Source organism: Leisingera sp. ABM4_101, assembly GCF_056158725.1.
Genome location: NZ_JBSWTV010000002.1, coordinates 4,211,409 through 4,237,375 on the forward strand (window position 1 = coordinate 4,211,409; position 25,967 = coordinate 4,237,375).

Below are 25,967 nucleotides of genomic sequence, written 5' to 3' on the forward strand. Positions count from 1 at the left end.
CTTACGCGCTCCGCGGCTCAACCAGCATCCGGCCACGCATCTCCATGTGCAGCGCGTGGCAGAACCACTGGCAGTAGTACCAATGCACGCCGGGACGCTCAGCCACAAAGGTAACCGAGGCAGTGGCCATCGGCCCCACTTCCATTGCGATGCCGAAGTTCGACAGGCAGAAGCCGTGGGTCAGGTCGTCGATATCATCCAGGTTGGTGACATAGACGGTGACCTCATCCCCCTGCTTGACGGTGAACTTCTCCAGGCTGAAGTTTGGCGCCTGGCTGGACATATAGACCCGCACCTTGTCGCCGTCGCGCACGATGGTGTCCTGATAGTCGTCCAGATCAACGCCATCCGCCTCTGCCTGCTTGCGCGCGTCTTCCCACATTGGGTCGTTGCGGTCCCAGATGTTGGCCGGGTTCACCTTGGAGCGGTGCACGATGATCGAGTCATGCGGCTCGGCAAAGGTCGGTCCGTCGTGCACCACCTTCATCTTGTCGCCGGAGATGTCGATCAGCTGCTCGTTCTCGGGCTTCAGCGGACCGACGTTCAGGAACCGGTCCTTGGAGAACTTGTTCATGGAAATCAGCCATTTGCCGTCCGCCTCGGCGGTCTCGCCCATGGAGGTGGAGTTGTGGCCCGGCTGGTACTGCACATCAACCTTGTCCATAATCGGGTCCACATCGGCGCCCGCATAGGCCTCGATCGCCTTGGCGATATCCCATTTCACCACCTGGCTGTCCAGGAACAGAGTGGTGTAGGCATAGCCGCGGTTGTCAAAGGCAGTGTGAAGCGGGCCAAGGCCCAGCTGCGGTTCCGCCACGATGGCCGAGCGCGGGTCGGCATCGCCGTCAAACAGCGCGTCCAGCTTCTCGACGTCGATCACCGAAACAGTCGGCGACAGCTTGCCGTTGACGCAAACGTGCTTCTTGTCCGGTGCGGTGTTGATGCCGTGCGGTGAGTTCGGGATCGGGATGTAACGCGTCAGTTTGCCCGGCGCGCCTTTGCGCCCGTCAACAACCTTGGCGCCGTTCAGCTCCTGATAGTCGCCCGCCTCGATGGCGGCTTCGATCGCCGCAATGTTGAAGACAACCACGTGGTCCAGCTCGTTCTCGGTCATCTCGGCCAGGGTCATCCCCATTTCCGAGTTGTAGGAGGTCGAGTAGGCGTATTTGCCCTGGTAATCGCAGTCGGTGTTGTCCAGGTTGCCCGAGACGATCACCTGCCAGGCAACTTCCATGGTGTCGCCGTCGATGGCGGAGAAGATGTTCACGTATTGCGACGGGTCATCCAGGATCTGGCCGTCGTTGATCAGCGGCGCCTCGTGCTCGCCGTTGGCAAAGACATAGCCGGTGCGCGGGAACTTCTGCGGGCGCAACCCGTGGATGTCCTTGGCGTTGGGGATCTCGATGATCTTGTCGCATTTCATCACATCGCAGCGCACCCGGGCAACGCGGGTGTTGGCCTTGTCGTTCATGAAGATGTAGCGGCCGTCATAGGTGCCATCAGTGAACGACATATGCGGGTGGTGCAGGTCGCCGTTGTCATAGGTTTCCTTGCCGTTGGCAGCCAGGAATTCCTTGGTCTCAGGCAGCAGGCCCTCGGTCAGGATCTTCTTAAACTCGTTGGTCTGGCCCCAGCCGGTGGCAGAGCAGCGGTTGAAAACCGGGATCCGCATCAGTTCGCGCATGGACGGAACGCCCAGAATGCGCAGCTCGCCGGTCTGGCCCGAGGACCAGAAGCCATAGTATTCATCCAGTTCGCCCGGCTCCAGGTTGACGCCTGCCGCCTGTGCAGGCTTGGCGCCCATCAGCGCGGAGCCGGCACCGGTGGCCGCCAGAACAGCACCGGAGGCAGTGGCCCCCAGAAGGCCGCGGCGGGTGACGGGCAGTTTGTTTTTCAGGTCTTCAGACATGATGTCCTCCTTCAGGAAACTTTTGTCCTGTTCGCGTTGGGGTGATTGGCCGAGCAGCAGGCCCAGAGCAACGTCCGGTCCGGGTGCACCGGTTTTGGCCCGGCGTTTCAGCTGTTTGATCACAACCGGGCATTTCGTTTCGGATTGGTACAGAACCTGGCAATGCAGGCAGTTCACACATTCGTTCGGGTTGATCTCACCGGTCGGGTGAATGGCTTGAACGGGGCACTCGTTTGAACAGGTCTGACAGGGGTGTCCGCATTCGTGGTAGCGCTTCAGCCAATCGAACATGCGCACCCGCGCCGGGATCGCCAGCGCCGCGCCCAGCGGGCACAGGTAGCGGCAGTAGAAACGCTCGATAAACAGACCCAGTCCCAGCAGCACCAGCGCAAAGACTACAAACGGCCAGTCGCGCACGAACTTCAGGATGATCGCGGTCTTGAACGGCTCCACCTCTGCATATGTCTCGGCCAGCGGGATCGACACCATCGAGATGCCGAACAGCCCAAGGAAGATCATGTATTTCGCAGGCCAAAGCCGCTCATGCAGGCCCCACGGCAGGGTGATCTGCGGCACTTTCAGAGCGCGGGCAATCTTGTTGGTCAGCTCCTGCAGCGCACCGAACGGGCACAGCCAGCCGCAATAGGCGCCGCGGCCCCAGAACAGCAGTGCTGCAGCAACCGCAAACCACTGGATAAACACCAGCGGGTCCAGCAGGAAAGCATCCCAGGAAAACCCGCTGCGCAACGATCCCGCCAGCGCCATCAGGTTCACCACGCTCAGCTGCGCATTGGCGTACCAGCCCAGGAACACCAGCGTGACGGTCAGATAGCCGATGCGGAACCAGTAGAAAGTGCGCGCATTCACGGTCGCCTGGAACTGGAAGAAGAACACCCCCGTCAGCACCAAGAGCATCACGCCCAAGACACCGATCTCGACGGTGCGGTCCTTCCAGATCCGCTGCCACAGCGCCGCCTTGGCGGCGGCTTCATCCGTGGCATCCTCCACCACTTTGGGCGCAGGCGCGGCGGGCAGCAGATACTGCTCTGGCAGTTTGTAGCCGAGGTCAAAGGTCAGGAACGACCGCTCCAGCGCACCCACCGCCCGCTGTACCAGCAGCTGCAGCCGGAACGGCTCAGCAGGGTCGAACTCCGCATCGGCCGGGATCTTGAACAGGTCCAGCTCGGTGAAACTTGGGCTATCGTCCGTGGCCAGCGCGCCCAGCCGCTTGTGCTGCTTATCAAAGAACCGCACTGAGGCATCGCCTTGGATCAGCTGGATCCGGTCGAAGATGCCGCCGCGCACATAGCCAGAGCCCTTGAAGCTGTAGCTGCCGCGCCCCAGCACCAGAATGGCCTGCTCACCCTCTTTCAGCCAGCTCTGCAGGTTCTTGTACTCGGCCTCGCCCAGCAGCGACTTGCCGATTGACGGCACCGAGACCAACGCCACATGCATGTCGATGAAAGTATCCCCGGGCTCGCCCGCCTCGGGCCGCTTGATCGCGCGTTCGTCGCCGGTCGCCTCAAAGGCCGCATTGATCTGGCCCACGTCCAGCGTCATCCGCCGCACAGAACCGTCCCCTGCCAGCGTAGTCCAGTCCGACACCTCCCCACGGGCCATATCGACTTCACGCTTCGGCCCGTCCGGCTGCACCGGCGACAGACCGCCCAAACCCAGCGCGCGGGCCACCTTGATCCCGGCGCGCACCAGGCTGTCGTCGATCACCATGATGGTGACCGTCGCGCCCGAGATGATGTCCAGGTCATGCGCATCGCCGCCCGCCGCCGCCTCGGCCTTCAGATCCAGCCCGGCATAACCTTCGGTCAGCTTGACCATTTTCGAGTTCGGGATGCCGATCAGCACAATCGGCTCAGAGTGCTTCACCAGCTTCACACCGGTCAGCACCGCATCGGTGTCAATCGCCGCCACCACATGGATCGGCTTGCCGCTGTAGCCGGTGGTGCCGACAAAATCGGAGGTCAGGAAAGCATAGGCGACGGTCTCGCCGCCCTTCAGCACAGGTGCCACCGGCACATCGCTGCGCACCGGGCCAAAACCCTCGGCGCCGGGCACCAGGTCGGCAGGTGTCAATTCTGTCAGGAAGGAGTCGAGGCTGTCTGCCTCAGCCGCCGCTGCAAAAAGGGCGGCAATTGTCATCACAAGGGCTGTCAACCAGCCCCGGAAGGCGCGTGTCAGGACCATGGCGCCTCTCCTTTTTCTTGAGTGGCTGCCACGGACGCGCGCAGGGCGCGTTCGGATTCTATCTCTTTCACTAGCGGAGGCCCGCGGCCCTCATGCCAGTATTGTGCCGGGTTCGGCTGCACCGCGGTGCCCGCAGGCAGCAGCACGGCGCAATCCGCCGCCCGGCTGATCCCTGATGTTTGAAGGAATGCCGCAGCGGCCCCGGTCTCAGCCGCGCAAAGGGCGCAAGTGCTGCATTTGGGGCAATCCTGCCTGTCTTCGCTGTCCTCGGCAGCGACCTGGATCTGCTGCACGCCGAACTCGCCGCAGATCTCAATCCATTCGCCGCCGGCTGCGGCCTGCCCCGCTCCAGGGAAGGCCACCTGCAGCACCAGCATGAAGACCGCACAGATCCCCGCCAGCCGCCGGAACAGCCCGGCGCGGCAAGCAGTGGATATGAAAGGAGTGCGCGGCATCTGTTACAAGATTCTCTTGCTGCATTTGCCGCTGACACTACTGGGAACAGCAGAGCCGCAATTTGATGTATGTCAGATTAACTTGATTTTTTCAGCCGGTCTCAAACCGCGGTCAGAATGGGCTAATTCCCTGCCGCATCAGCCTTTCTCAAACCGCCGGAAAGCCAGTGCAATCACGCCCGCAATTGCCATGTAGACCAGCGCCAGCAGCAGCAGCGGTTCATAGACAATAAACGTATCCGCCCGGACGCGCGAGGAAACCGCATAGATCTCCACCACCGTGATCGTCGCCACCAGCGGCGTCGCCTTCAGCTGTAGGATGGTTTCGCCACCCAAGGTGGGCAGCACGTTGCGCACCGCCTGCGGCAGCCAGATCCGGCGGAACATGGTGAAACGCGGCATGCCAAAGGACTTCGCGGCCTCCAGCTGCCCCTTGGCGACGCCGGAAAACGCGCCCCGCATCACTTCGCCTTCATAGCCCGCATAAGACAGCGTCAGCGCCAGCACAGCATAGGGCCAGGCCTGCCGCAGATACGGCCACAGCTCCGACGAGCGGATCCATGGAAACTGCGGAAACAGCGACCCCAGCCCATAATACAAAAGCCAGATCTGCAGCAGCAGCGGCGTGCCGCGGATGATGGTGCAGAAAGTGCGCGCAGGGATCGACAGATACCAGGGCCCCACCGCCTGCGCCAATCCCAGCGGCACCGCCAGCAGAAACCCCAGAAAGGTCGAAACCGCCAGGATCCACACCGTGGCCCACAGCCCCTCCAGCGCCAAGGGTGCATATTTCGGGATCCAGTCCCAGCGCAGCGAAACGGCGCACCAGATCACGATGCCAGCAAAGACCAGCATCATCACGATGCGGTGCGGCTGCATCAGCTCTTTCACGGGGATCATGCCGTGCCCCCCTTCAGCGAAGGCTGGCCGCGGCGTGCCCATTTCTCAACCCGGGCAAAGACCGCGCCGGAACACAGGGTCACCATCAGGTACAGAAACCCCGCAGCCAGGAAGAAGGTGAAGTAAGCCCGCGTGCTGCTTGCCGCCTGCCGGGTTTCCAGCGTCAGCTCATTAAAGCCGACCACCGCCAGCAGTGCCGTGTCCTTGGTGGCGATCAGCCACAGGTTCGCCAGCCCCGGCACCGCAAAGCTCATCATCGCCGGGATCGTCACCCGCCGCATGATCATGAAGGCGGGCATGCCGTATGATTTTGCCGCCTCGATCTGCCCCACAGGCACTGCCTTGATGGCGCCGCGCAGCACTTCGGTGGCATAGGCCCCCTGCACCACGCCCAGAACCCAGATGCCGGCCGCAACGCCGTTGATCTCAACCCGGCCGCCGCCCATCGCGGCAGAGATCTTGTTGATGATATCGCTGCCCACGTAATAGAGGATCAGGATCAGCACCAGCTCAGGCACCGCCCGGATCACCGTGGTGTAGATGGCGAGAAGATCACGCGTGACCTTCCCGCCATACAGTTTGCCATAGGCCCCGAACAGCCCGATCACCAGCCCCAGCCCAAAGGCGCCAAAGGCGATTTGCAGCGAGTTGGCAAGCCCACGCAGCAGGTTGCCTCCCCAGCCCGACAGCGACAGCAGCTCCGCGCTGGCGCCGAGGCCCAGTAACTCAAGCAGTCCGGTCACGGCAGCACCTTAGTAGATGCTGGTGGTGAAGTATTTGGCGGTGATCTTCTCATGGGTGCCATCCGCCAGAATCGCAGCGATACCCTTGTTCAGCGCCTCGCGCAGCGCGTCGTCACCCTTGCGCACGCCCGCCCCGACACCGCGGCCCAGGATTGCCGGATCATCGGCCACCGCGCCCTTGATCTCGCAGCAACTGCCGGTGTCCGAGCCGACGAAATCCGCCATCGCGATGCTGTCCGCCTGGGTGGCGTCAATGCGGCCCGCAAACAGATCCTGGTTGGCCTCGTCCTGGGTTTGATAGACCTTCAGTTCAGCCCCGGTGAAATGCGCCTGCGCATAGGCCTGGTGGGTGGTCGAGGCCTGAATGCCAAGGATCTTGCCCGCCAGCGAGTCCGGCGTCGGCTCGATATCCATCGACTTGTCCGCAACGATCACCGCCGGGGTGTTGTAATAGGCATCAGAGAAGTCGATGGTTTTCAGCCGCTCTTCCGTGATCGACATGGAGGCCATGATGGCGTCGATCTGCTGGCCGGTCAGCGACGGAATGATGCCGTCCCAGGCCACCGGCGTGATCACGCAGTCCAGCTCAGCCGCGGCGCAGACCGCATTGATCACTTCGATCTCCCAGCCGGCCCAGTTGCCCGAGCTGTCGAGCGAGGAAAACGGCGGGTAAGGCTCGGCCGCGATGCCGATCTTGACCTGTTCAGCGGCAGCGGCGCCAGCAGTCAGGGCGGCAGCTGCGGTTGCCGCAGCAAGCAATGTTTTCAGTTTCATGAGGTTCTCTCCCTGTTGATTTTATTGGGCTCTTCTTGTGTCAGGCAACTGAGCTCAGGAATTGCTTCAGCCGTTCTGATTGCGGATTGCCAAAGACCTCGGCAGGCGGTCCCTGCTCTTCGATGCGGCCCTGGTAAAGGTAGACAACATGGTTCGCGACCTCGCGCGCGAACTTCATTTCATGGGTGACCAGCAGCATGGTGCGCCCCTCGGCGGCAAGATCGCGGATCACCGTCAGCACCTCGCCCACCAGCTCCGGGTCCAGCGCTGAGGTCGGCTCGTCAAACAGCATCGCCGAGGGATCCACCGCCAAGGCGCGCGCAATCGCTGCCCGCTGCTGCTGCCCGCCCGAGAGATAGGCCGGAAAGGTATCCTCCTTGCCGCCCAGCCCGACCCGCTCCAGCAATTCGCGGGCGCGCTCGACGGCTTCAGCCTTTGGCACCTTCAGCACATGGACCGGCACCTCGATCACGTTTTCCAGCAGCGTCCGGTGGGTCCACAGGTTAAACTGCTGAAACACCATCGCCAGCTTGGTGCGGATACGTTCGATCTGCTTCTGATTGGCCGGGCTGCCGTCGCCCCGCATCGCAACTTCCTCGCCGCCGATCACGATTTTCCCTGAGCTCGGCGTCTCCAGAAAGTTGATGCAGCGCAGCATGGTCGACTTGCCCGACCCCGAGCCGCCGATGATCGCAACCACATCGCCCTGATGTGCGGTCAGGTCCACGCCTTTCAGCACCTCCAGATTGCCAAAGGACTTGTGCAGTCCCTCCACCCGGATCGCCTCCCGGCGCGCTTCCGGCTCCTGAACTGATGCGGCGGCTGCGGCTGTGTCCATTGTTGCGTCACCTCGAATTTTCCGATTGCAGTAAGCCGCGATCCCAGTAATTATGCAAGTGTATAATTTCTCCACCCGGCAAAAAGGGAGCTAAGGTGAGCGAGGAGCGCAAAAAATTCAAACGCGAGTTGGCCGAATCCCGGCAGGAAGCGCTGATTCTCGCCACGCTCGAACTGGTGGCCGAGAAAGGCGTGCGCGGTGCCACGGTGCGGGGAATCGCCGAACGCGCCGATGTGACCCAGGGTCTGATCCGCCACTACTTCAGCTCCAAGGAAGAGCTGATCACCGCCGCCTACGAGCACCACATGAACCAGATGACGGACGACACCTTTGCCCCCGGCGCGGCAGAGGGCACCGCCCGGGGGCGGCTGCGCGCGTTTGTCGACGGCTCGCTGACGCCGCCGGTGGTCGACCCGCGCTCGCTGGCGCTCTGGGCCAGCTTTCTGAACAAGGTGCAGAACGACGCGCAGATGAAGGCGACGCACGAACGCACCTACGCCTATTTCCGCGACCAGCTTGAGGGCCTGATCAAGGCCGCGCTGGAGGAAGCCGGCCGCCCTGCCCCCCCTGCCCGCCTGCGGCAGCTGGCGATTGCCTGCAACGCGGTGATCGACGGGCTGTGGCTGGAAGGCGGCGCCCTGCCGGACGCTTTTGCGCCCGGCGAACTGGTTGAAATCGGACGGCAATCCGTTGCCGCCATCGTTGAATTGGATCTAACGCAGGAGGCTGAAACCTGATGAGGCTGACAGCAATCACCGAACGCCTGACCGGATTGGGCGGCGGCAAATGGGAAGTGCACTTGAAGGCGCGCGAACTGGCCGAAAGTGGCGCCGACCTGGTCGAGATGACCATCGGCGAGCCCGACGTGCCCGCCCCGCAAGAGCTGCTTGACGCAGCCGCGCAGGCCCTGCAATCGGGCCGCACCTGCTATTCCAACGGCCGCGGCGAAGCCGGGCTGTGCGCCGCCCTGGCCAAGTCCTACACCGCCAGCCGCAGCCGGGCTTTCACCCCGGAAAATATCCTCTGCTTCCCCGGCACCCAGACCGCGCTTTACGCTGTCATGCAGGGCGTGGCCGAGGCAGGCACCGAGGTGCTGGTGGGCGACCCGATGTATGCCACCTACGAGGGCGTGATCCGCGCCGCCGGGGCGGAGCCTGCACCGGTGCCGCTGCGCCCCGAGGCCGGTTTCCGCATGCAGGCCGCCGACATAGCCGAACGCATCACACCGCGCAGCCGCGCCATCCTGCTCACCACCCCGCACAACCCCACCGGCGCCATCCTGACGGCGCAGGACCTGCGGGAAATCGGTAAGCTGGCAATTCAGCACGATCTCTGGATCATCTCGGATGAGGTCTATGAGCACCTAGTGTTCGAAGGCGCCGAATTTGTCTCGCCGCTCTCCGACCCGGCCCTGGCGGACCGGGTGATCGCGGTCTCCTCGATCTCCAAGTCCCACGCCGCCCCCGGTTTCCGCAGCGGCTGGTGCGTGGGGCCCGAGGAATTCTGCACTGCGCTGCTGCCGGTCTCGGAAACCATGCTGTTCGGCAACCAGCCCTTCATCGCCGACATGACCGAAAAAGCGGTGCGCGAGGGCTCCTCGGTTGCGGCCGGCATGGCCGCCCGCTTCTCCGCCCGCGCCGCCCTGCTGGAACAGCGGCTGCACAGCGAAACCGGACTGACCGTGCACCGCCCCGACGCCGGCATGTTTGCCCTCGTGAATGTCGCCGCCACCGGCATGGACGGCGACGCTTACGCCTGGGACTTGCTGGAGCATGGCGTCTCCGTCATGCCCGGCTCCGCCTTTGGCGGCAGCCTGCGCGACTGGGTGCGGGTCGCACTCACCATCGACGACAGCAAATTCGCCACTGCACTCGACCGCATTGTGGCCCACGCAAACCGCACGAAACGGAGCGTTGCATGACCAAGCAAACAGTTGGTGAGGCGCTGGTCGCCGGTCTCAAGGAACGCGGTGTCTCCTGCGTCTTCGGCATTCCCGGCGTTCACACGGTAGAGCTTTACCGCGGCCTCGCCGCCTCCGGCATCCGCCATGTCACCCCCCGCCACGAGCAGGGCGCGGGCTTCATGGCCGACGGCTATGCCCGGGCCTCCGGCAAACCCGGCGTTGCCTTCGTGATCACCGGCCCAGGCCTCACCAACACGCTGACCCCGATGGCCCAGGCGCGGGCGGATTCGGTGCCGATGCTGGTGCTCTCCGGTGTCAACGCCAGCGGCACGCTTGGCAAGGGCCACGGACACCTGCATGAGCTGCCGGATCAGCACGCGCTCGCCAAAACCGTAGCGCTGGTCTCAGAGCATGTCTCTCAGCCGGAGGAGCTGAGCACCGCCCTCGACCACGCCTTTGCGCCCTTCTCCGCTGGCCGCCCCGGCCCCACCCACATCCAGATCCCGCTGGACGTGGCAGGCACCGCAGCAAACGGCGGCCTGACCGCAGAAGACACCGCCAAACCGGCGCTGGACCCGGCCCAAATCGCGCAAGCCGCAGACCGGCTCTCCACAGCCAAACACGTGGTGATCCTGGCCGGCGGCGGCGCGAAAACCGCGGGCGCAGACCTGCAAGCCCTGGCCGAACGCCTCGACGCGCCGGTGGTGCAGACCGTCAATGCGCGCGGGTTGATGCACGGCCATGCGCTCACCGTCCCGGCCAGCCCCAGTCTGCAAGCCGTCCGCACCCTGATCGAGGACGCCGATTGCGTTCTGGCACTGGGAACCGAACTCGGCCCCACCGACTACGACATGTATGCCACCGGCAGCATGGCGGCGATGGAAGGTCTGATCCGGGTCGACATCTGCCCCGGGCAGCTGGCCCGCCACAACACCGCGCTCGCCATCCAGGGCCGCGCTGACGAGGCGGTCTCCGGCCTGCTCGCAGCCCTGCCCGGCAAGTCGAACCAAAGCGAGGGTGCTGCCCGCGCCGAGCAAGCCCGCGCTGCGGCCTTTGAGGAAATCGGCCCGGATTACCGCGCCCAGGTCGAGGTGCTGAACGCCATGCGCGCAGCGGTTCCGGAGGCGCTGATGGTGGGCGACTCCACCCAGCCGATCTATGCCGGCAACCTCTATTACGACCACGACCGCCCCGGCGGCTGGTTCAACGCCGCCACCGGCTACGGCGCACTAGGCTATGGCATCCCCGCCGCCATCGGCGCCGCTATCGCTTCACCCGAAACCCCGGTGATCTGCATCGCAGGCGACGGCGGCGCCCAGTTCTCGCTGCCTGAGGTCATGGCCGCCGTCGATGAAAACCTGCCCATCACCTTCGTGCTGTGGAACAACCGCGGCTATGGCGAGATCGCCTCCTCTATGGAGGCCGTCGACGTCGAGGTGGTCGGCTGCGACCCCACCCCGCCGGAATTTGCCGCCACCGCCGCCTCCTTCGGCATCCCCTTCACCCGCGTGCCCCAAGACCCGCAGGCCATCGCCGCTGCACTGATCGAAGCGCAAGCGCGCAATGCGCCGTCCATCGTGGAAATCGAAATCACCGGCCCCGCGCCGGAGCAGGAGTAACCCATGCGCAACCCCACCTTTGAGTTCACCCACGCCATCACCCGCCGCCCGGCCTCGACCATCGCCGCGGGTCTGCGCGCCGAGGACATTGGCAACCCCAGCCTTGACAGCATGCTGGCCGCCCATGCGGCCTATGTGGACGCCCTGCGCAGCACCGGCGCCGAGGTGATCGAGCTGGAGCCGCTTGAGGCATTCCCCGACGCCCAATTTGTCGAGGACACCGCACTGTGCCTGCCCCAGGGCGCCATCCTGATGCGCCCCGGCGCGCCCTCACGCCTCGGCGAGGTAGCGGAAATGGCCCCCACTTTGCGCGCTTGCTATGACACCATCCACGAAATCAAAGGCCCGGGCCATATCGAGGGCGGAGACATTCTGGTGACGGAGAAGGAAATCCTGGTCGGCCGCTCCGACCGCACCGATGCCGCAGGCGTTGCCGAACTGGCGGAGATTGCCGCCGAGTGGGGCCACAGCTTGCGCGAGGTCTTTACTCCCGAAGGCGTGCTGCATTTCAAGACCGACTGCTCGCTGATGGACGGTGAGACCATCCTGTCAACCAAACGCCTGGATGCCTCGGGCTGCTTCGACGGCTACCGGGTGCTGCATGTCCCCGAGGGCGAGGAGGCCGCTGCCAACGCCATCCGCTTCAACAATCTGGTGCTGATGGCCGCAGGCTTCCCGCGCACGGCTGAAATGCTGGACAAGGCGGGCTTTGAGGTCGTCCAGATCGACAATACCGACTGCGCCAAGCTGGACGGCGGCATGTCCTGCCTTTCGCTGCGGTTCTAATCCACCAGCTGGCGCAATCCGGGCTGGCCTTTACCAGGCTCGCCTCTTTTTCCTGCCCGTTCCTGTCTCCCCGGCGGGCTGCCGCAGACCCGGCTGCCCGCCACTGGCACACATCGACGCCAACGCCCGCGCCGCACCTCTGATCTACGGGTTGCAAACCCTGAAACTAGGGCTGGGCTGTACCGGCCTCTTCGACAATCCAATCCCGGAAGGCCTTCAGTTGCGGCTGATCCATGGCATCCGGCGGGTAGACCAGATGATAGGACCGGGACGGCGTGAAATCCTCTCCGAAAGGCCGGACAAGATCCCCGGACTGCAGCTCACTTTCAATGAGCGGCAGCAGGCCAAGCGAAACCCCTTGCCCGGACAGAACCGCCCTAAGAAGAACGCTGGAATCATCAATCACAACGCCGGTCAGGAAACCGCCAGTCTCAACTTTCATGGCATCAAACCACTCCAGCCAGTCGAATTGATCTTTCCAATGCAGCAGCGGCAGCGACAGAAGATCCGCCGGGCTGGTCAGGGGCGGACGGCCCGCCAGCAGCCCAGGACCTGCCACCGGCGAGGTCGTGAAACGCAGCAAGGGCTCAGAGACCAACTCCGGCCAGCGCCCGTCACCCCAAGCCAGCATCATGTCTGTCTGGCCATCCGAGAACTCCACCCCGCCGGGTGAATACTGCAGATGCAGCCCGGTTTCGGGAAAGCGCTGCCAAAAACTGAAAAGCTTCTTTGACAGCCATTGCGAACCGATCAGCGCCCCAACACCCACCGTGATCGAGTCGCGGCTGGCCGATTGGCGCACATCCTGCACCGCCTTACCGAGTCTTGCAAAAACCGTATCACAAGCTTCTGCGAACTGCCGTCCAGCATGGTTCAACGTGACGGATTGGGCGTTACGGTCAAACAGCGTGCAGCCCAGATAGGCCTCGAGCACCTTGATCTGAGAACTGACAGCCGTTGGTGTCACCCCCAGCTCAGCGGCCGCCCGTTTGAAGTTTCCGAACTGGGCTGCCACAGCAAAGACACGGACCGCGCCAAGCGGCAGCTGACTGGAAATGTTCAGCATAGTCAGACCAACTTGAAATTACCCTAGGTGTAATATCTCTCTATCTATTCACAAAGATTACAACAAGGCAGGCTGTGGCTCATCAAAAAGCAAACAGGCTGGCGGATCATTGGGCCGCCTAGCCGGAAGCGGAGGGCAGATGCCACGGGATACACCATTGTCTGCACGGTATTATGTCGAGCCGGACTGCTTTGAGACCGATAAGGAAAAGATCTTTTTCCGCAGCTGGCAATGCGTCTGCCATGTGTCCGAGATCGCGGAGCCTGGTGATTTCAAGACCTTCACCATTGTTGATGAGGATGTCTTTGTCATCCGCGCACCGGATGGCGATATCAAGGCCTACTACAATATCTGCCGCCACCGCGGCCACCCGCTGGTCGAAGGCAGCGGCAAGGGCAAGCGGGTCTTGGTCTGCCCCTACCATGCCTGGACCTATGAAATTAACGGCAGGCTGCGCCGCGCACCGGGGTCGGTGGAGAGCGACGGGCTGACCTGCGATCAGATCAATCTGCGCACCGTCCAGGTGGAGATCTTCTGCGGCTTTGTCTTTGTCAACCTGGACGAGGACGCCGCGCCGATGGCCCCGGCACTGGAGGAGTACAAGGAAAACCTGCTGAGCTTCCACCCTGACCCTGAGCGGCTGCGGTTCGTCTGCGAAACCGAGATCGAGCACAACTCGAACTGGAAGCTGTCGGTTGAAAACTACAACGAATGCTACCACTGCCCGACGGTTCATGCCTCCTCGCTCACCCATGGCGTGCTGGACATGGAAGGCTACACCACTGTGCCCAAGGGCATGACCATCTGGCATGACGGCAAGGCACAGACAAAAAACGAAAAGCAATACGACTACGACCTCGAGGCCAGCCCCCGCGCGGGCGACTACGGCGCCTATTGGATCTGGCCGAATGTCTCGATGTGCTGCTACCCGGGCGGCTATTTCACCATCCGCCAGTGGCTGCCAGTGGCCTGGAACCGCACCATCTACCGATACCGCTGGTTTGCAAGCGGCACGGTGTCCGACGACGAGGTCCGCGCCCTGATGGTCAAGCACCGGGAGACCACCGGCGCCGAGGACGAGGTGGTCGTCTCCAAGATCCAAAAAGGCATGCAAAGCCGCGCGTTCGAGCCCGGCCCGTACGTCATCGGCGACGGCTGCGGCGCTATGAGCGAAGTCGGCTTGCGCCATTTCCACAATCTGTACCGCGATGCCTTGGGAGAACCGGAATGCTGACCTCTTCCTCCGGCACCGCCACCCAGACCCGCCAGGATCTGGCCGCGCTCTACCGGCTGTCCCACCACTATGGCTGGACCGACCTGACCTCGACCCATATCTCGGCCCGCCTGCCGGAAGACCCCGGGCATTACCTGCTGAACTCGCACGACCTGATGTTCGATGAGATTACGGCATCGAACCTCACCCGCATGTCGTTTGAGGGTGAAGCGGTGGATGATCAGCCGGGCAGCGGCAAGGTTATCAATCTGGCGGGGCACATCATCCATTCCGGCATTTTGAACGCGCGCCCCGATGTGAACTATGTGATCCACAGTCACACCCGCGCCGGTGTGGCTGTCTCGGCAATGCCTGAAGGCCTGCTGCCGCTGTCGCAGCACGCGGGCTTTGTGCTTGGCACCCTGTCGAGCCACCCCTACCAAGACTCCACCGCAGTGGAAGACGAAGGCGCGCTGCTGGCCCGCGACCTGGGCGGCAATTTCGCCATGCTGCTGCAGAACCACGGGCTGCTGGTCGCCGGGCGCACCGCGGCGGAGGCCTTCACCTATCACTACTACCTTGAGATGGCCTGCAAGATTCAGGTGGATATTCTGGGGGCCACGGATCAGCCCATCGCCATCACCAAGGACGCCATGGCCGCCCTGCACGACTGGGGTGCACCGGAGAACGGCCCGCATGGCGATGTGCAATGGCCCGCGCTGATCCGGATGCTGGAGCGCACAGTACCGGAGTTCCGGTCATGAGTGCAGACAGCCTGATCCTGACCCGGCGCGAAGGCGCCTGCCTGACTGTCACCATCAACCGGCCGGACAAGGCAAACTCGCTGACAGCCGGGATGCTACGCACCTTGCGGGACATCTTCCGTGCGGCCGCCAGCGACAACGACTTGCGGGCTGTCATCCTCACCGGTGCAGGCGAAAGGGTATTTTGTGCCGGTGCGGATCTGAACACGCTTTATGACGATTTGGACGGCCCTGATCCCTGGGACGAAATGGCCGCGGCGCTGCGTGCTGTTCCGGTGCTGACAGTGGCGGCAATCAACGGCCCCTGCATCGGCGGCGGGCTGACCTTGGCGCTGGGTTGCGACATCCGCGTCTGCGTGCCCGAGGCACGGTTCTCTTATCCCGTCCTCAAAAACAACGTGCTGCCGGGGCAGTATGATGTGGATAAACTGCAGGCGCTGACCGGCCCGGGCCGCTGCGCTGCAATCCTGCTTGGCGGCGACACCGTGAGCGCAGAGGACGCCGCCGCCTGGGGCCTGGCCGACCGTCTGGTGCCGCGGGATGCGCTGGAAGAGACTTGCCGCAGCCTTTGTGCCACCGCGCTGGCAGCAGAGGGGGCGCATCTGAAGACACTCAAATCGATGCTGAAGGGAGGTTCGTCATGAAAGGCATCCGCGTTGTCGACATGACCTCGGTCCTGTCCGGTCCGTTCTGCACCTGGCTGCTGGCCAGCCTTGGCGCCGATGTGATCAAGGTGGAAAACCCGAACGGCGATCTGGCCCGTACCACCCCGCCGTTCGAGGACGGCATCAGCCTCTACTTCGCCTCGCTGAACCGCAACAAACGGTCGGTGAAACTGGACCTGAAAACCGAGGAAGGCAAGGAAGCCCTGCACAAGCTGCTGGCTACCGCCGACGTCTTTGTCGAAAACATGCGCCCCGGTGTGCGCGACCGGCTGGGCTGCGGCGATGCCGACCTCAAGCGGATCAATCCGCGGCTGATCTCCGCCTCGATCAGCGGCTTCGGCCAGACCGGCAGCCTGTCGCATCGCCCCGCCTACGACATCGTGGTGCAGGCGATGAGCGGCATGATGAGCATCAACGGCGAACTGGACGGCGGCCCGACCCGCGTCGGCTTCTCGGTCGGCGATATCGCCGCCGCCTTGTTCACCACCATCGGCATTATGCAGCGGCTGTATGAGCGCGACGCCAAAGGCACGTCTGAAACCAGCCATCTGGATGTGTCCATGCTCGCGTGTCAGTGGGTCTGCCTGGAGAACGCCTTTGCCCGCTACCTCAACGCAGGCATCGTGCCGGGGCCGATCGGCTCGCGCCACCCGTCGATGACACCGTTCGAGCCCTACCCCACTGCCGACCGCGATATTGTCATCGGCCTCGGCAGCGATAAGGACTGGCCGCGCTTTTGCGAGGCCATCGGCTTTACCAGGTTGCTGGACGATCCGCGGTTTCAGGGCGATGAGGCGCGGCTTGCCAACCGGGATGCGCTGGATGAGGTGCTGGGCGCACATCTAAGACAGCACCCGTCGGCCTATTGGACCAAGATCCTGATCGACAAAGCCATCCCCTGTTCAGTGGTGGAAACCATCCAGACCATTGGCGACAGCCCCATTGCCGAGGAATACGCGGCCTTCTCGGATGTTGAGGCCGGAGCACCGGGGCGAACCATGCAGTTCGCCCGCAATCCTATCGCGGAGCGCGGCCTGCAGGAAAGCCCGGCGCCGGAACTTGGAGAGCACACCGCGGAGGTTCTCTCCGAACTTGGCTATGACGCCACCGCAATCGCAGCGCTGACGCGCTGACCGCCCCGAAAACCCAGGCAGGACGCACCAAAATGCCCGAATTCCAGACCGCTGACGGCATCTCGATCTACTACGAACAGACCGGAACCGGCATCCCGATTGTCTTTGTCCACGAGTTCGGCGGCGATCACCGCAGCTGGCACCGGCAGATACCGGAACTGTCGAAATCCTTCCGCTGCATCACCTATTGCGCCCGCGGCTTCCTGCCCTCCTCTGTCCCCCGGGACCGCAGCCAATACGGGCAAGAGCAGTCAACCGGCGACCTTCTGGCCCTGATGGACCATCTCGGGCTGGACCAGGCCCACGTGGTTGGGACCTCCATGGGCAGCTTCACCAGCCTGGACTTTGCTCTGAACCATCCCGGCCGGGTTGCTGGCGTAACGCTTGTCGGCAACAGCTCCGGCCCGCGCGACGGCCAGGAACGGACCCGCTACCGCCAGGAATGGGTCAGCCATGAAGCAAAGCTGCGCGAAGAGCGGGGCGGCGATGGTGCAGTTGCCGTTCTTGAGGATGACCCGGCTTACCAGAGTTTTCAGAGGAATGACCCAGAGGCCTGGGCCATCTATGCCGCGAACCTGCGCGGCCAATCGCCTGAGGGCGCCGTTCATGTACTGTCGACCGTGCATTGGAACCGGCGGTCCCTGTTTGATGATCCAGCGAGGCTGAGGGCTTTGGCAAAGCCAGTTCTTCTGGTGACCGGAGACGAGGACTACTACCTGGTCGAGGAAACAAATGCCTTTCTCCAGCAAACGCTGACGGATGCTAAATGGCATCGGTTTCCCGGCACCGGCCACCTCGTCAACATAGAACGGTTCTCAGAATTCAATGCGCTGCTGGCAGAGTTTGCCGCGCAACAGGATCCAGCAGCTCTCCGCTCCTGAGAGTTCGGCATGCCGCTGTTTAAGCCGGCGGCCTCGGCCCTGCGATGCGGGACACAGCGAGCATTGTCAATTTGCGCTGGCACCGGGGAACCTCAAATCAGCGCTGCCTTTCCGCGCAACCCGCCGGCAGTCCGCACCTAAAGGCATTCAAATGACAGGCACTTGACTTAAAATAGAAGCTCGGCTTTTGGCGGGTGGCATGGCGAGCAAGTTCACTCAAGATGAAATCACCCAACAAAATCAAGGTATGATGGCGGAGACGATGGGATTCGAACCCACGAGACGGTTTCCCGCCTACTCCCTTAGCAGGGGAGCGCCTTCGACCACTCGGCCACGTCTCCGCTGACCCGTATATTTGCCAGAGCCTAGAGAAACAAGGCGTTTTTTCAAATTTTTGCTGCGTCAGAAAAAAAGGGGATTTCCCCGGTTTTCCGGGAACTGCACATGATACGCGAGCAAAATCCGTGCAGCCGTGTTCACATGATGTTCACGGCAACCGGCCTGAAATTGATTCCTCCCCTGCTCCGGCTGTAATGAGAGCCGCCAAGGCGAGCACCGCCATGCCGCAATGGAAGAAGCGCTTGCGATCCTAGACACCGCGTTGGCGGCATCGGCGAGCGGTGACCTCATCACGCTTCACCACGGCTCTTCTACCACATGCTAGAGCGGATGCTGTTTTCGCTATGAGCCGACGTGAAAACTTACGCCGTTGCAGCAAATTCGGTTTGGGCTCACTGCCGCTATGCGGCAGCACCGCACCGAGAAACCAGTGCCAACCTTTCTCAGGCTAACTGTGATTTGCTCAATCAGCCCGAAGCGGCCGTAGACAAGGGGTGTCGGGCCAAAGATGCTGCCGACGCGAAACTCCTTGGTCACTTTCCCGGAAGCGGACCCTCGGCAGGCCAAGCTGCCTCATTTGATGTTGCGGGTTACACCGGCGGCATCAGAGCGCAGGAAGCAACCATTGCAAACTCTCGTTCACCATTGCGGGTTAGATGGCTCGATCTGTCCGACACCGGCGGGCAACCGGCATGACACGTCACGATGCGGCTTCTCCGAAAGGCAAACCTTCACCGGACTACGTGAACTGAGCACCGTGCCTGGCGCACGACACGTGCAGCTGTGGAACCAAGGAAAAGATCCTGCATTCCTGGCCGATGGCTGGCCAGGACGATGCAATCCTTCGCGTTCTCCTCGGCGTAGTCGAGGATTCTGCGGGCACTGTGGCCTTCCACCACCACGATCTCCGCATCCGGCAGGCCTTCCACCAATGGCGCAAGCTTTCCAGTGACGGTTGCACGGGCTGTTTCCATGTGGTTCTCCGGCAGCTGGTCGCTGGCATACTGCGGCAGCTGCTCCAGAACATGCAGCAGGGTGATCTGCCCGCCGCTGGTGCGGATGGCGTCGGCGATTTCCAAGGCCTGGGCGGCATTGCGGGCGGCTTCAAAGGAAACCGGGACCAGGATGTTGCTGTATTTCGGCATAGTATCTTTCTCCGGCAAAAAAAGGCGGCAGGCGCTCCACGGGGCGGAGGCGCCTGCCCAGGGAGAGGAGGGTCAGGACGCGAACATGTCCTTGTAGGTGTTACGCAGGATGTTTTTCTGGACCTTGCCCATGGTGTTACGGGGCAGCTCATCCAGCAGGATCAGCTGGCGCGGGTGCTTGAAGCGGGCCAGCGCCTGGCGCACGGCCTCCATCATGGTGTCCAGATCGGGGGACTGGCCGGGTTCAGCGATGACAATACCCAGCACGGTCTCGCCAAAGTCCGGGTGCGGCACACCGATCACTGCGCTTTCCAGCACGCCGGGCTGGTCGTCCAGCACCAGCTCAATCTCCTTGGGATAGATGTTGTAGCCGCCCGAGATGATGAGGTCCTTGTTGCGGCCAACGATATGGACATAGCCGTCTTTGTCGATCTTGCCGAGGTCGCCCGTGATGAAGAACCCGTCTTCGCGCAGTTCAGCGGCGGTTTTTTCGGGCATCTGCCAGTAGCCTTTGAACACATTGGGGCCGCGCACCTCGATCTGGCCGACCTCGCCCTGCGGCAGGGCTTCGCCGCTGGCCGGATCGGTGATTTTCAACTCCACCCCCGGCAGCGGGAAGCCGACAGTGCCGGCGCGGCGGTCGCCTTCAAAGGGGTTTGAGGTGTTCATGTTGGTTTCGGTCATGCCGTAGCGTTCGAGGATGCGGTGACCGGTGCGTTCTTCGAACTGGACATGGGTTTCCGCCAGCAGCGGCGCCGAGCCGGAGACGAAGAGGCGCATATGCTGCGTGAGCTCGCGGGTGAAGCGATCATCGCCCAGGAGGCGGGTGTAGAAGGTCGGCACGCCCATCAGGCTGGTCGCCTGCGGCATGTGCTGCAGTACCGCGTCGAGATCGAACTTGGGCATGAAAATCAGGCTGCCGCCTGCTGCCAGCGTGACGTTGGTAGCCACGAACAGCCCGTGGGTGTGGAAGATCGGCAACGCGTGCAGCAGCACGTCGTCCGCCGTGAAGCGCCACTCCTGCGCCAGGGTTTCGGCGTTTGACAAGAGGTTGTTCTGGGTCAGCATCGCTCCCTTGGAACGGCCGGTGGTGCCGGAGGTGTAGAGGAAGGCTGCGAGATCATCGCCGTCGCGCTCAACCGTGGCAAAGGCGAGGGGCATCGCGGCGGCCTGATCCATCAGGGTGCCGGAGCCGTCGGCGTTCAGCGTCTCGATCCCGGCGCCGAGCTGTTTGGCGATGGGGGCCAGGGTGGCCTCGCTGCGGGCATCGCAGATCACCACCGAGGCGCCGCTGTTTTCGATGAAGTAGGTGAGTTCGTCGGCGGTGTAAGCTGTGTTCAAAGGCAGGAAGATCAGCCCGGCCTGTGCGCAAGCGGCATAAAGCGCCAGAGCTTCAGGGGACTTTTCTACCTGCGCCGCCACCCGGTCGCCCGGTTTCAGCCCGGTCTGGGCCAGCACATTGGCGATCTGAGCAGCGGTGCCGAGGAAGTCCTGATGGGTGATCACCTCGCCGTTCAGCAGATGCAGGAAGGGCGTGGCCTTACCGGCGTGGATGCCGAAAAGGCGGTCAAACAATGGATTTGCCATGGGGTTTTGCCTTTCTTAAGCCTGTGGGCTGGCGGATGCCGCAAGGGATTGCACCTCAGGAGAGGCCACCACCTGTTGGGTGGCCGCAAAGTGCTCGTGGTTCTGGGCAGTTTTCTTGAGGTCGTAGAGGTAGTTGACCATGGTGCCGCCGGACTGGGCGCGGCCCTTGTCCGAGGTATCGGCGTCGGCATGGACTGCATGCACAATGGCGCCATTGCCCAGGTGGAAGCGGGCGACCGGGTCGTAGGGCAGCCCGCCCTTGCCCTTTGCCGTCAGCAGGTACCGGGCGGCGGTGGCGCGCATGGCTTCCGGGATTCCCGTGTACCAGCTGAGACCTTCCTGTTTCAGCCATTTTGTCAGGCCGGGGATGGGCGAGAGGGTGACGAAAGTATCAAGCCCCGACAGCTCGGCCGCCAGATCACTGGCCACCTGCTTGATCAGCGAGTTGCCGAAAGAGATGCTGGCCAGCCCGGCCTGGCAGTTGGAAATCGAATAGAACACCGCGGTGGTGGCGTCTTCCGCGGGCATCGCCTCGCGGTCCTCGGCCAATAGAGCCTGGACCGAGCCGGGAATGCCCTTGGTCAGGGCCACTTCGACAAAGATCAGCGGCTCGTCCGGCATTGACGGGTGGAAGAAGGCAAAGCAGCGCCGGTCCGAGGGCTCCAGCCGGCGGCGCAGGTCGTCCCAGCTGCCGATGGCGTGCACCGCCTCGTAGGCGATGATTTTTTCCAGGATATGGGCCGGGCTCTCCCAGCTGATCGGGCGCAGCACCAGGAAGCCGCGGTTGAACCAGCTGGCAAAAAGGTGGCGGAAATCGAGGTCCAGCGCCTCCAGTTCCGGCTCGCCCCGGCCCAGCCGCAGCAGGTCCGCCCGCATCCGCACCAGAGCGCCGGTGGCACTGGGCACCCGGTTCAGGCGGCGGATCAGCTCCTGCCGGCGCGGCTCGGAAGCCTCCATAAAGGCGCGGTATGTGGCCTTGGATGGGTTCTTCTCGTAGGCCTCCAGCGTTTGGCGGACGGTTTCGGGGGCGATGTTCATGCCGGTGGCAAGCTGGCGGAAGAAGGCGGATTTGCCCTCGTCCTCCAGCGCGGCAAAGCGGGTCAGGATTTGCTCTGCCAAAGCCAGCCCCGAGGTTTCCCCGGTGGAGCCGACCAGCGCGCCGGCCAGCTCCTCCAGCGGGCGGCCGTCCGGTTCCGCGGCGGCCTCGCGGCGCTGGCGCCGCTCGAACACCGTGGACAGGAGATCAGCCAAGAGGGTCATAGCGCCGCTCCCATCACCAGATCCGGCAGCCAGGTGGCCAGGCCCGGGAACAGGCAGAGGAGGACAATCGCCACCACCATGCAGGCCACGAAGGGCAGCGAGCCGGTAAGGATGGTCTTCAGCGAGATGTCCGGGGCAATGCCGTTGATCACATAGAGGTTCAGGCCGACGGGCGGAGAGATCAGGCCGATTTCCATGTTGATGGTCAGCACCACGGCAAACCAGATCGGATCAAAGCCCGCGGTGGTGATGATCGGCAAGAGGATCGGCGCCGCCATCAGGATCACCGCAACCGGCGGCAGAAAGAAACCGGCAATCAGCAGGAACACATTGACCGCCCCCATCAGCACCCAGCGGTTCACATCCAGTGTGCCGATCCATTCTGCAATCGCCTGAGTGATGAACAGCGAGGACAGCATGTAGGAGAACACACCGGCGGCAGCGATGATGAACAGAATCATCACGCTTTCCTTGGTGCTGTCGCGCAGCACCACCCACAGATCGCGCGGATTCCACAGTTTGTAGATGATCATCGCGATCATCAGGCACAGCAGCGCGCCGACCGCAGCAGTCTCGGACGGTGTCGCGATACCGCCGTACATGGCGTAGAGCACACCGAGGATGATCGCCAGGAAGGGCAGCACGCGGGGCAGGATCTCGAACCGCTGGCTCCAGGTGTAGCTGCCCGAGCCAAGGCGGGTGGCATCGCCCGAGCGCCAGGTGGAGTAGAGCGACCAGGCCATGAACAAGCCAACCAGCATCAAGCCCGGGATCACGCCGGCCAGGAACAGGCGGCCGATCGAAGTCTCGGTAGCGATGCCGTAGACGATCATGGTGACCGAGGGCGGGATCAGGATGCCCAGCGTGCCGCCTGCAGCGATGGAGCCGGCCGCAACACCGTCCGGATAGCCGCGCTTGCGCATTTCCGGGATGCCCATCTTGCCGATGGCGGCGCAGGTTGCGGGCGAAGAGCCGGACATGGCGGCAAACAGCGCGCAGGCGCCAAGGTTGGAGACCACCAGCCCGCCGGGAATACGGGTAAGCCAGCGTTCCAGCGCCTCATAAAGGTCGGCGCCGGCCCGGGTCGAGGCAATCGAGGCCCCCATGATGATGAACATCGGGATCGACAGCAGGGCAAAGTTGTCGAGCTTGCCGAACAGGATTTCCGGCATCAGCTCCAGCGAGCGGGGGCCGTCAAAGATGATCAGGAAACCGGCGGAGACAATCAGCAGGCCAATGGCCACGGAGACGCCGGAGAACAGTACGAGAATGGTGGCCAGTGCCACGATTCCGCCAAGAAGAAGCGGGTCCATCGGCTTTACTCCAGTCCAAAGGGTTTGTCGATGCCGGTCAGCACGGCCACCAGATCTGCAACCAGTTGCAGCAGTAGCAGGCCGAAGCCGACGGGGATCGCAAGATAGGGGATCCACAGGCGCACGCCCCAGACGGTGTCCGACCGCCAGCCGCGCTCCCAGGCGAAATGCCAGTACTCAAAGCCGTACCAGAGCATGATTGCGACGATGACGATCGACAGCACCGCAGTCAGCACCGCCAGAGCAAAGCGGCCGCGGGGTGCCAGTGACAGCGGGATCAGGTCGACATTCACATGGCCGCGCAAGCGCTGCACATAAGGCAGCCCCACCAAGGTGGCTGCGATGATCAGATAGATCACGGCCTCGGTCTGCCAGACAGTGGAGCCGTTCAGCACGAAACGCACCACGATCATCTGGCAGGTGATGGCTACCGCGGCGACGATCATGCCGGCCGAGCACCAGCCCGCGAGGGTCGAAAGCGCCGCGACCAGGCGGAGAAAGGGATTGTTGCCGGCATGGGCAATGGCTGCATTGCTATGGCTGGCCATCATCGCCTCCCGTTTTTGTAGAAGTTGAGGGGGAGCGGAGCGGCACGAGGGCCGCTCCGGCGGCAGTCAGGCGAGGGGGTCACTCAACAGCCAGCGCCAGGTCGAGCAGAGCCTGCCCGTCCGGAACCTCATCGACAAACTTCTGATAAGAGGTCTCCATCGCCAGCTTGCGCCAGGCTTCAAAGTCTTCCGCTGTCATCTCGGCGATCTCGACACCGGCATCGGCAAAGATCTTGGCCGAGGCGGCATCCTGCTTCTTGGCCTCTTCCAGATAGTAGGCCTGCGCCTTTTCCGAAGCAGTCAGCAGGGCATTCTGCTGCTCATCGCTGAGGCCCTCAAAGGTGCGCTTGTTCATCAAGAGCGGCTGATACATGAACCACAGCGCCACATCGCCTGCCGGGGTGTAGCAGCTGACCTGCTCGTAGATCCGGTAGGAGACGAAGGACGAGGAAGAGGTATTGGCGGCCTGCAGGACGCCGGTTTGCATGGCGTTGTAAATCTCGGAAGACGCCATTGATGCAATTGATGCGTTTGCACCGGCCAGCATCTGTTCAAATGACTTGCCCGCTGCCCGGGTCTGCAGCCCTTTCACGTCTTCGGGCTTGGTGATGCACTTGTCCTTGCCGGCAAAACCACCTGCCAGGTAGCCATGCACCAGCACCATCACATCGTCTTCAGCCATCTTGGCTTCCAGGGCCTCCATGAAGGGTGAGCCGCTGAGACGCGCTGCGTGATCGTGGTTCTTCACCAGCCCTGGCATCAGGGTGAGGTTATAGGCAGGCTGCTGGCCGCCGGCATAGGAAAGCGGCAGCACCGTCATGTCCAGCTGGCCGCGGCTCAGCGGCTTATACTGCTCACGCGGCTTGAACAGCGATTTCGAGCCGAAGATCTTGATGTTCAGATCCACATCCGCAGCAGCCACCTCGTCGGCGACGATCTGAGCGACCTGATGGCGGATGTCCTTGTTAGACCATTGATGCGACAGGCGCAGCTCGGTTGCATTTGCCAGGCTGCCCGCAGCAGCCAGCGCCAGTCCGGCCACGGCGGCCTTCAAAACAGATTTCATTTTTTCCTCCCTAAAAACTCTCCTGGCGGACCAGGGGATGGCAAAAGGGTAAACGCTATATGTTTTTCAAGTCAACATTTTTGTATACAAGAATGCCAAGGTTGAATTTTCACCACGCCATGAGTAAACCTGAAAGCATGGAACAACGCCGCGCCGACAACATCGCCGAGCAGCTGGAAGAGCTGATTTTCAACGGGACTTTTGCCGATGGCGACCGGCTGGACGAGGTCCGGCTGGCCGAACAGTTCGGCGTCTCGCGCACACCGCTTCGCGAAGCCTTTCAACGGCTCGCCCTGTCCGGCCTGGTTGAGCTGATCCCCCGCCGCGGCGCCTTTGTGCGCCAGCCCGGACCGGTGGAGCTGATGGAGATGTTCGAAGTGATGGCGGAACTGGAGGCGGTTTGCGGCAGGCTTGCTGCGCTTCGGATTTCCGAGGAGGCGCTTGAGGAGCTGCGGGAGGCGAATTCCAAGTGCCAGGCCGCAGTCGATGCCCGTGATTCAGACTTCTACTATGCCGAGAACGAGCGGTTCCACAGAATCATCTATCAGCAGTCAGGCAACGGCTTCTTGGCCCAGGAGGCCGCCAAGCTGCACAAACGGCTAAAGCCGTTCCGCCGCCAGCAACTGCGCTTCCGCGGCCGGATGGCACAGTCGATGGCCGAACACGAGCATATTGTTCGAGCGCTGGAAATGGGCACATCAGATCTTGCTGCTGATACGCTCCGGGAACACGTGGCTGTCCAAGGTGAGAAATTCCATCAGTTGATGGCCACTTTAAAGAATGCCGCTGAATAGAATGCCGCCAAGCTTCCACCCCAGGTCAACGTCTGCTTGACGCAGTTCACGAAGTGCTGCGCCT

The 25,967-nt window shown here is 62.8% G+C and carries 24 protein-coding genes and 1 tRNA gene; 11 read left to right on the forward strand and 14 right to left on the reverse strand.

The window, feature by feature from the left end; all coding sequences use genetic code 11:
* Position 1: 1 nt before the first annotated feature.
* From nosZ to ACXAEK_RS21590, 6 genes are all read right to left on the reverse strand, one after another.
* Positions 2-4,111 (reverse strand): TAT-dependent nitrous-oxide reductase, encoded by a 4,110-nt coding sequence (nosZ, locus tag ACXAEK_RS21565; protein WP_475045060.1) that lies wholly within the window; start codon positions 4,109-4,111, stop codon positions 2-4.
* Positions 4,102-4,566 (reverse strand): hypothetical protein, encoded by a 465-nt coding sequence (locus tag ACXAEK_RS21570; protein ID WP_475045061.1) that lies wholly within the window; start codon positions 4,564-4,566, stop codon positions 4,102-4,104. Before ACXAEK_RS21570 ends, nosZ begins: the two co-directional genes overlap by 10 nt.
* A gap of 138 nt (positions 4,567-4,704) precedes the next feature.
* Positions 4,705-5,466: an ABC transporter permease gene (locus tag ACXAEK_RS21575; protein WP_475045062.1), complete on the reverse strand. Its 762-nt coding sequence runs from the start codon at positions 5,464-5,466 to the stop codon at positions 4,705-4,707.
* Positions 5,463-6,209 carry an ABC transporter permease gene (locus tag ACXAEK_RS21580; RefSeq protein ID WP_475045064.1) on the reverse strand — a complete coding sequence of 249 codons (747 nt, stop codon included), beginning with the start codon at positions 6,207-6,209 and terminating at the stop codon, positions 5,463-5,465. The genes ACXAEK_RS21575 and ACXAEK_RS21580 overlap by 4 nt, the downstream gene beginning before the upstream one ends.
* Before the next feature lie 9 nt (positions 6,210-6,218).
* Complete coding sequence (locus ACXAEK_RS21585; protein ID WP_475045066.1) at positions 6,219-6,983, reverse strand: transporter substrate-binding domain-containing protein; 765 nt, start codon at positions 6,981-6,983, stop codon at positions 6,219-6,221.
* A 40-nt stretch (positions 6,984-7,023) separates the two neighbouring features.
* The gene (locus ACXAEK_RS21590) at positions 7,024-7,821 is read right to left on the reverse strand and encodes an ABC transporter ATP-binding protein (protein ID WP_475045068.1); all 798 of its coding nucleotides are present in this window, start codon (positions 7,819-7,821) and stop codon (positions 7,024-7,026) included.
* A 95-nt stretch (positions 7,822-7,916) separates the two neighbouring features.
* Between ACXAEK_RS21590 and ACXAEK_RS21595 the strand changes: the two genes are divergently transcribed.
* From ACXAEK_RS21595 to ACXAEK_RS21610, 4 genes are read left to right on the forward strand one after another with little or no spacing between them, the layout of a single operon-like run.
* Positions 7,917-8,558, forward strand: a complete 642-nt coding sequence (locus ACXAEK_RS21595; RefSeq protein ID WP_475045070.1) for a TetR/AcrR family transcriptional regulator — start codon at positions 7,917-7,919, stop codon at positions 8,556-8,558.
* Positions 8,558-9,742 carry a pyridoxal phosphate-dependent aminotransferase gene (locus ACXAEK_RS21600; protein WP_475045072.1) on the forward strand — a complete coding sequence of 395 codons (1,185 nt, stop codon included), beginning with the start codon at positions 8,558-8,560 and terminating at the stop codon, positions 9,740-9,742. Before ACXAEK_RS21595 ends, ACXAEK_RS21600 begins: the two co-directional genes overlap by 1 nt.
* Positions 9,739-11,343: a 5-guanidino-2-oxopentanoate decarboxylase gene (locus ACXAEK_RS21605; RefSeq protein WP_475045074.1), complete on the forward strand. Its 1,605-nt coding sequence runs from the start codon at positions 9,739-9,741 to the stop codon at positions 11,341-11,343. Before ACXAEK_RS21600 ends, ACXAEK_RS21605 begins: the two co-directional genes overlap by 4 nt.
* 3 nt (positions 11,344-11,346) lie before the next feature.
* Positions 11,347-12,129 carry a dimethylarginine dimethylaminohydrolase family protein gene (locus tag ACXAEK_RS21610; RefSeq protein ID WP_475045075.1) on the forward strand — a complete coding sequence of 261 codons (783 nt, stop codon included), beginning with the start codon at positions 11,347-11,349 and terminating at the stop codon, positions 12,127-12,129.
* 166 nt (positions 12,130-12,295) lie between these two features.
* On the opposite strand, the gene ACXAEK_RS21615 is transcribed toward ACXAEK_RS21610, so the two are convergent.
* Positions 12,296-13,195 carry a LysR substrate-binding domain-containing protein gene (locus ACXAEK_RS21615; protein WP_475045076.1) on the reverse strand — a complete coding sequence of 300 codons (900 nt, stop codon included), beginning with the start codon at positions 13,193-13,195 and terminating at the stop codon, positions 12,296-12,298.
* A gap of 139 nt (positions 13,196-13,334) precedes the next feature.
* Here ACXAEK_RS21615 and ACXAEK_RS21620 point away from each other — a divergent pair, with 139 nt between their 5' ends.
* Genes ACXAEK_RS21620 through ACXAEK_RS21640 form a run of 5 tightly spaced genes read left to right on the forward strand, consistent with a single transcriptional unit; the run spans position 13,335 to position 17,851 of the window.
* Positions 13,335-14,429, forward strand: coding sequence for an aromatic ring-hydroxylating oxygenase subunit alpha (locus ACXAEK_RS21620; RefSeq protein WP_475045078.1), 1,095 nt, complete (start codon positions 13,335-13,337; stop codon positions 14,427-14,429).
* Positions 14,423-15,172 carry a class II aldolase/adducin family protein gene (locus ACXAEK_RS21625; RefSeq protein WP_475045079.1) on the forward strand — a complete coding sequence of 250 codons (750 nt, stop codon included), beginning with the start codon at positions 14,423-14,425 and terminating at the stop codon, positions 15,170-15,172. Before ACXAEK_RS21620 ends, ACXAEK_RS21625 begins: the two co-directional genes overlap by 7 nt.
* Positions 15,169-15,816 carry an enoyl-CoA hydratase/isomerase family protein gene (locus ACXAEK_RS21630; protein WP_475045081.1) on the forward strand — a complete coding sequence of 216 codons (648 nt, stop codon included), beginning with the start codon at positions 15,169-15,171 and terminating at the stop codon, positions 15,814-15,816. The genes ACXAEK_RS21625 and ACXAEK_RS21630 overlap by 4 nt, the downstream gene beginning before the upstream one ends.
* On the forward strand, positions 15,813-16,970 hold the full coding sequence (locus ACXAEK_RS21635) for a CaiB/BaiF CoA transferase family protein (protein WP_475045082.1): 1,158 nt from the start codon (positions 15,813-15,815) through the stop codon (positions 16,968-16,970). The genes ACXAEK_RS21630 and ACXAEK_RS21635 overlap by 4 nt, the downstream gene beginning before the upstream one ends.
* 32 nt (positions 16,971-17,002) lie before the next feature.
* Positions 17,003-17,851: an alpha/beta fold hydrolase gene (locus ACXAEK_RS21640; protein ID WP_475045083.1), complete on the forward strand. Its 849-nt coding sequence runs from the start codon at positions 17,003-17,005 to the stop codon at positions 17,849-17,851.
* 251 nt (positions 17,852-18,102) lie between these two features.
* Here the strand turns inward: ACXAEK_RS21640 and ACXAEK_RS21645 are convergent.
* Positions 18,103-18,192: transfer RNA gene (locus ACXAEK_RS21645), tRNA-Ser, on the reverse strand.
* A 352-nt stretch (positions 18,193-18,544) separates the two neighbouring features.
* Here ACXAEK_RS21645 and ACXAEK_RS21650 point away from each other — a divergent pair.
* Positions 18,545-18,886 carry a hypothetical protein gene (locus ACXAEK_RS21650; RefSeq protein WP_475045085.1) on the forward strand — a complete coding sequence of 114 codons (342 nt, stop codon included), beginning with the start codon at positions 18,545-18,547 and terminating at the stop codon, positions 18,884-18,886.
* A gap of 35 nt (positions 18,887-18,921) precedes the next feature.
* Here ACXAEK_RS21650 and ACXAEK_RS21655 read toward each other — a convergent pair whose 3' ends face one another.
* The 6 genes from ACXAEK_RS21655 to dctP all read right to left on the reverse strand — a co-directional run bounded on the left by ACXAEK_RS21655 (position 18,922) and on the right by dctP (position 25,109).
* Positions 18,922-19,335, reverse strand: a complete 414-nt coding sequence (locus ACXAEK_RS21655; RefSeq protein WP_475045087.1) for a universal stress protein — start codon at positions 19,333-19,335, stop codon at positions 18,922-18,924.
* Between the two features lie 72 nt (positions 19,336-19,407).
* Complete coding sequence (locus ACXAEK_RS21660; RefSeq protein ID WP_475045089.1) at positions 19,408-20,922, reverse strand: malonate--CoA ligase; 1,515 nt, start codon at positions 20,920-20,922, stop codon at positions 19,408-19,410.
* 15 nt (positions 20,923-20,937) lie between these two features.
* Positions 20,938-22,182, reverse strand: a complete 1,245-nt coding sequence (locus ACXAEK_RS21665) for a malonyl-CoA decarboxylase (protein ID WP_475045091.1) — start codon at positions 22,180-22,182, stop codon at positions 20,938-20,940.
* Positions 22,179-23,495 (reverse strand): TRAP transporter large permease, encoded by a 1,317-nt coding sequence (locus ACXAEK_RS21670; RefSeq protein WP_475033395.1) that lies wholly within the window; start codon positions 23,493-23,495, stop codon positions 22,179-22,181. The genes ACXAEK_RS21665 and ACXAEK_RS21670 overlap by 4 nt, the downstream gene beginning before the upstream one ends.
* Positions 23,496-23,500: 5 nt before the next feature.
* Complete coding sequence (locus ACXAEK_RS21675) at positions 23,501-24,043, reverse strand: TRAP transporter small permease (RefSeq protein WP_475045092.1); 543 nt, start codon at positions 24,041-24,043, stop codon at positions 23,501-23,503.
* Positions 24,044-24,122: 79 nt separating this feature from the next.
* Entirely contained in the window at positions 24,123-25,109 is a 987-nt protein-coding gene (dctP, locus tag ACXAEK_RS21680) for a TRAP transporter substrate-binding protein DctP (protein WP_475045093.1), read from the reverse strand.
* 137 nt (positions 25,110-25,246) lie between these two features.
* On the opposite strand from dctP, the gene ACXAEK_RS21685 reads away from it, so the two are divergent.
* On the forward strand, positions 25,247-25,903 hold the full coding sequence (locus ACXAEK_RS21685; protein WP_475045095.1) for a GntR family transcriptional regulator: 657 nt from the start codon (positions 25,247-25,249) through the stop codon (positions 25,901-25,903).
* The last annotated feature ends 64 nt before the right edge of the window (positions 25,904-25,967 follow it).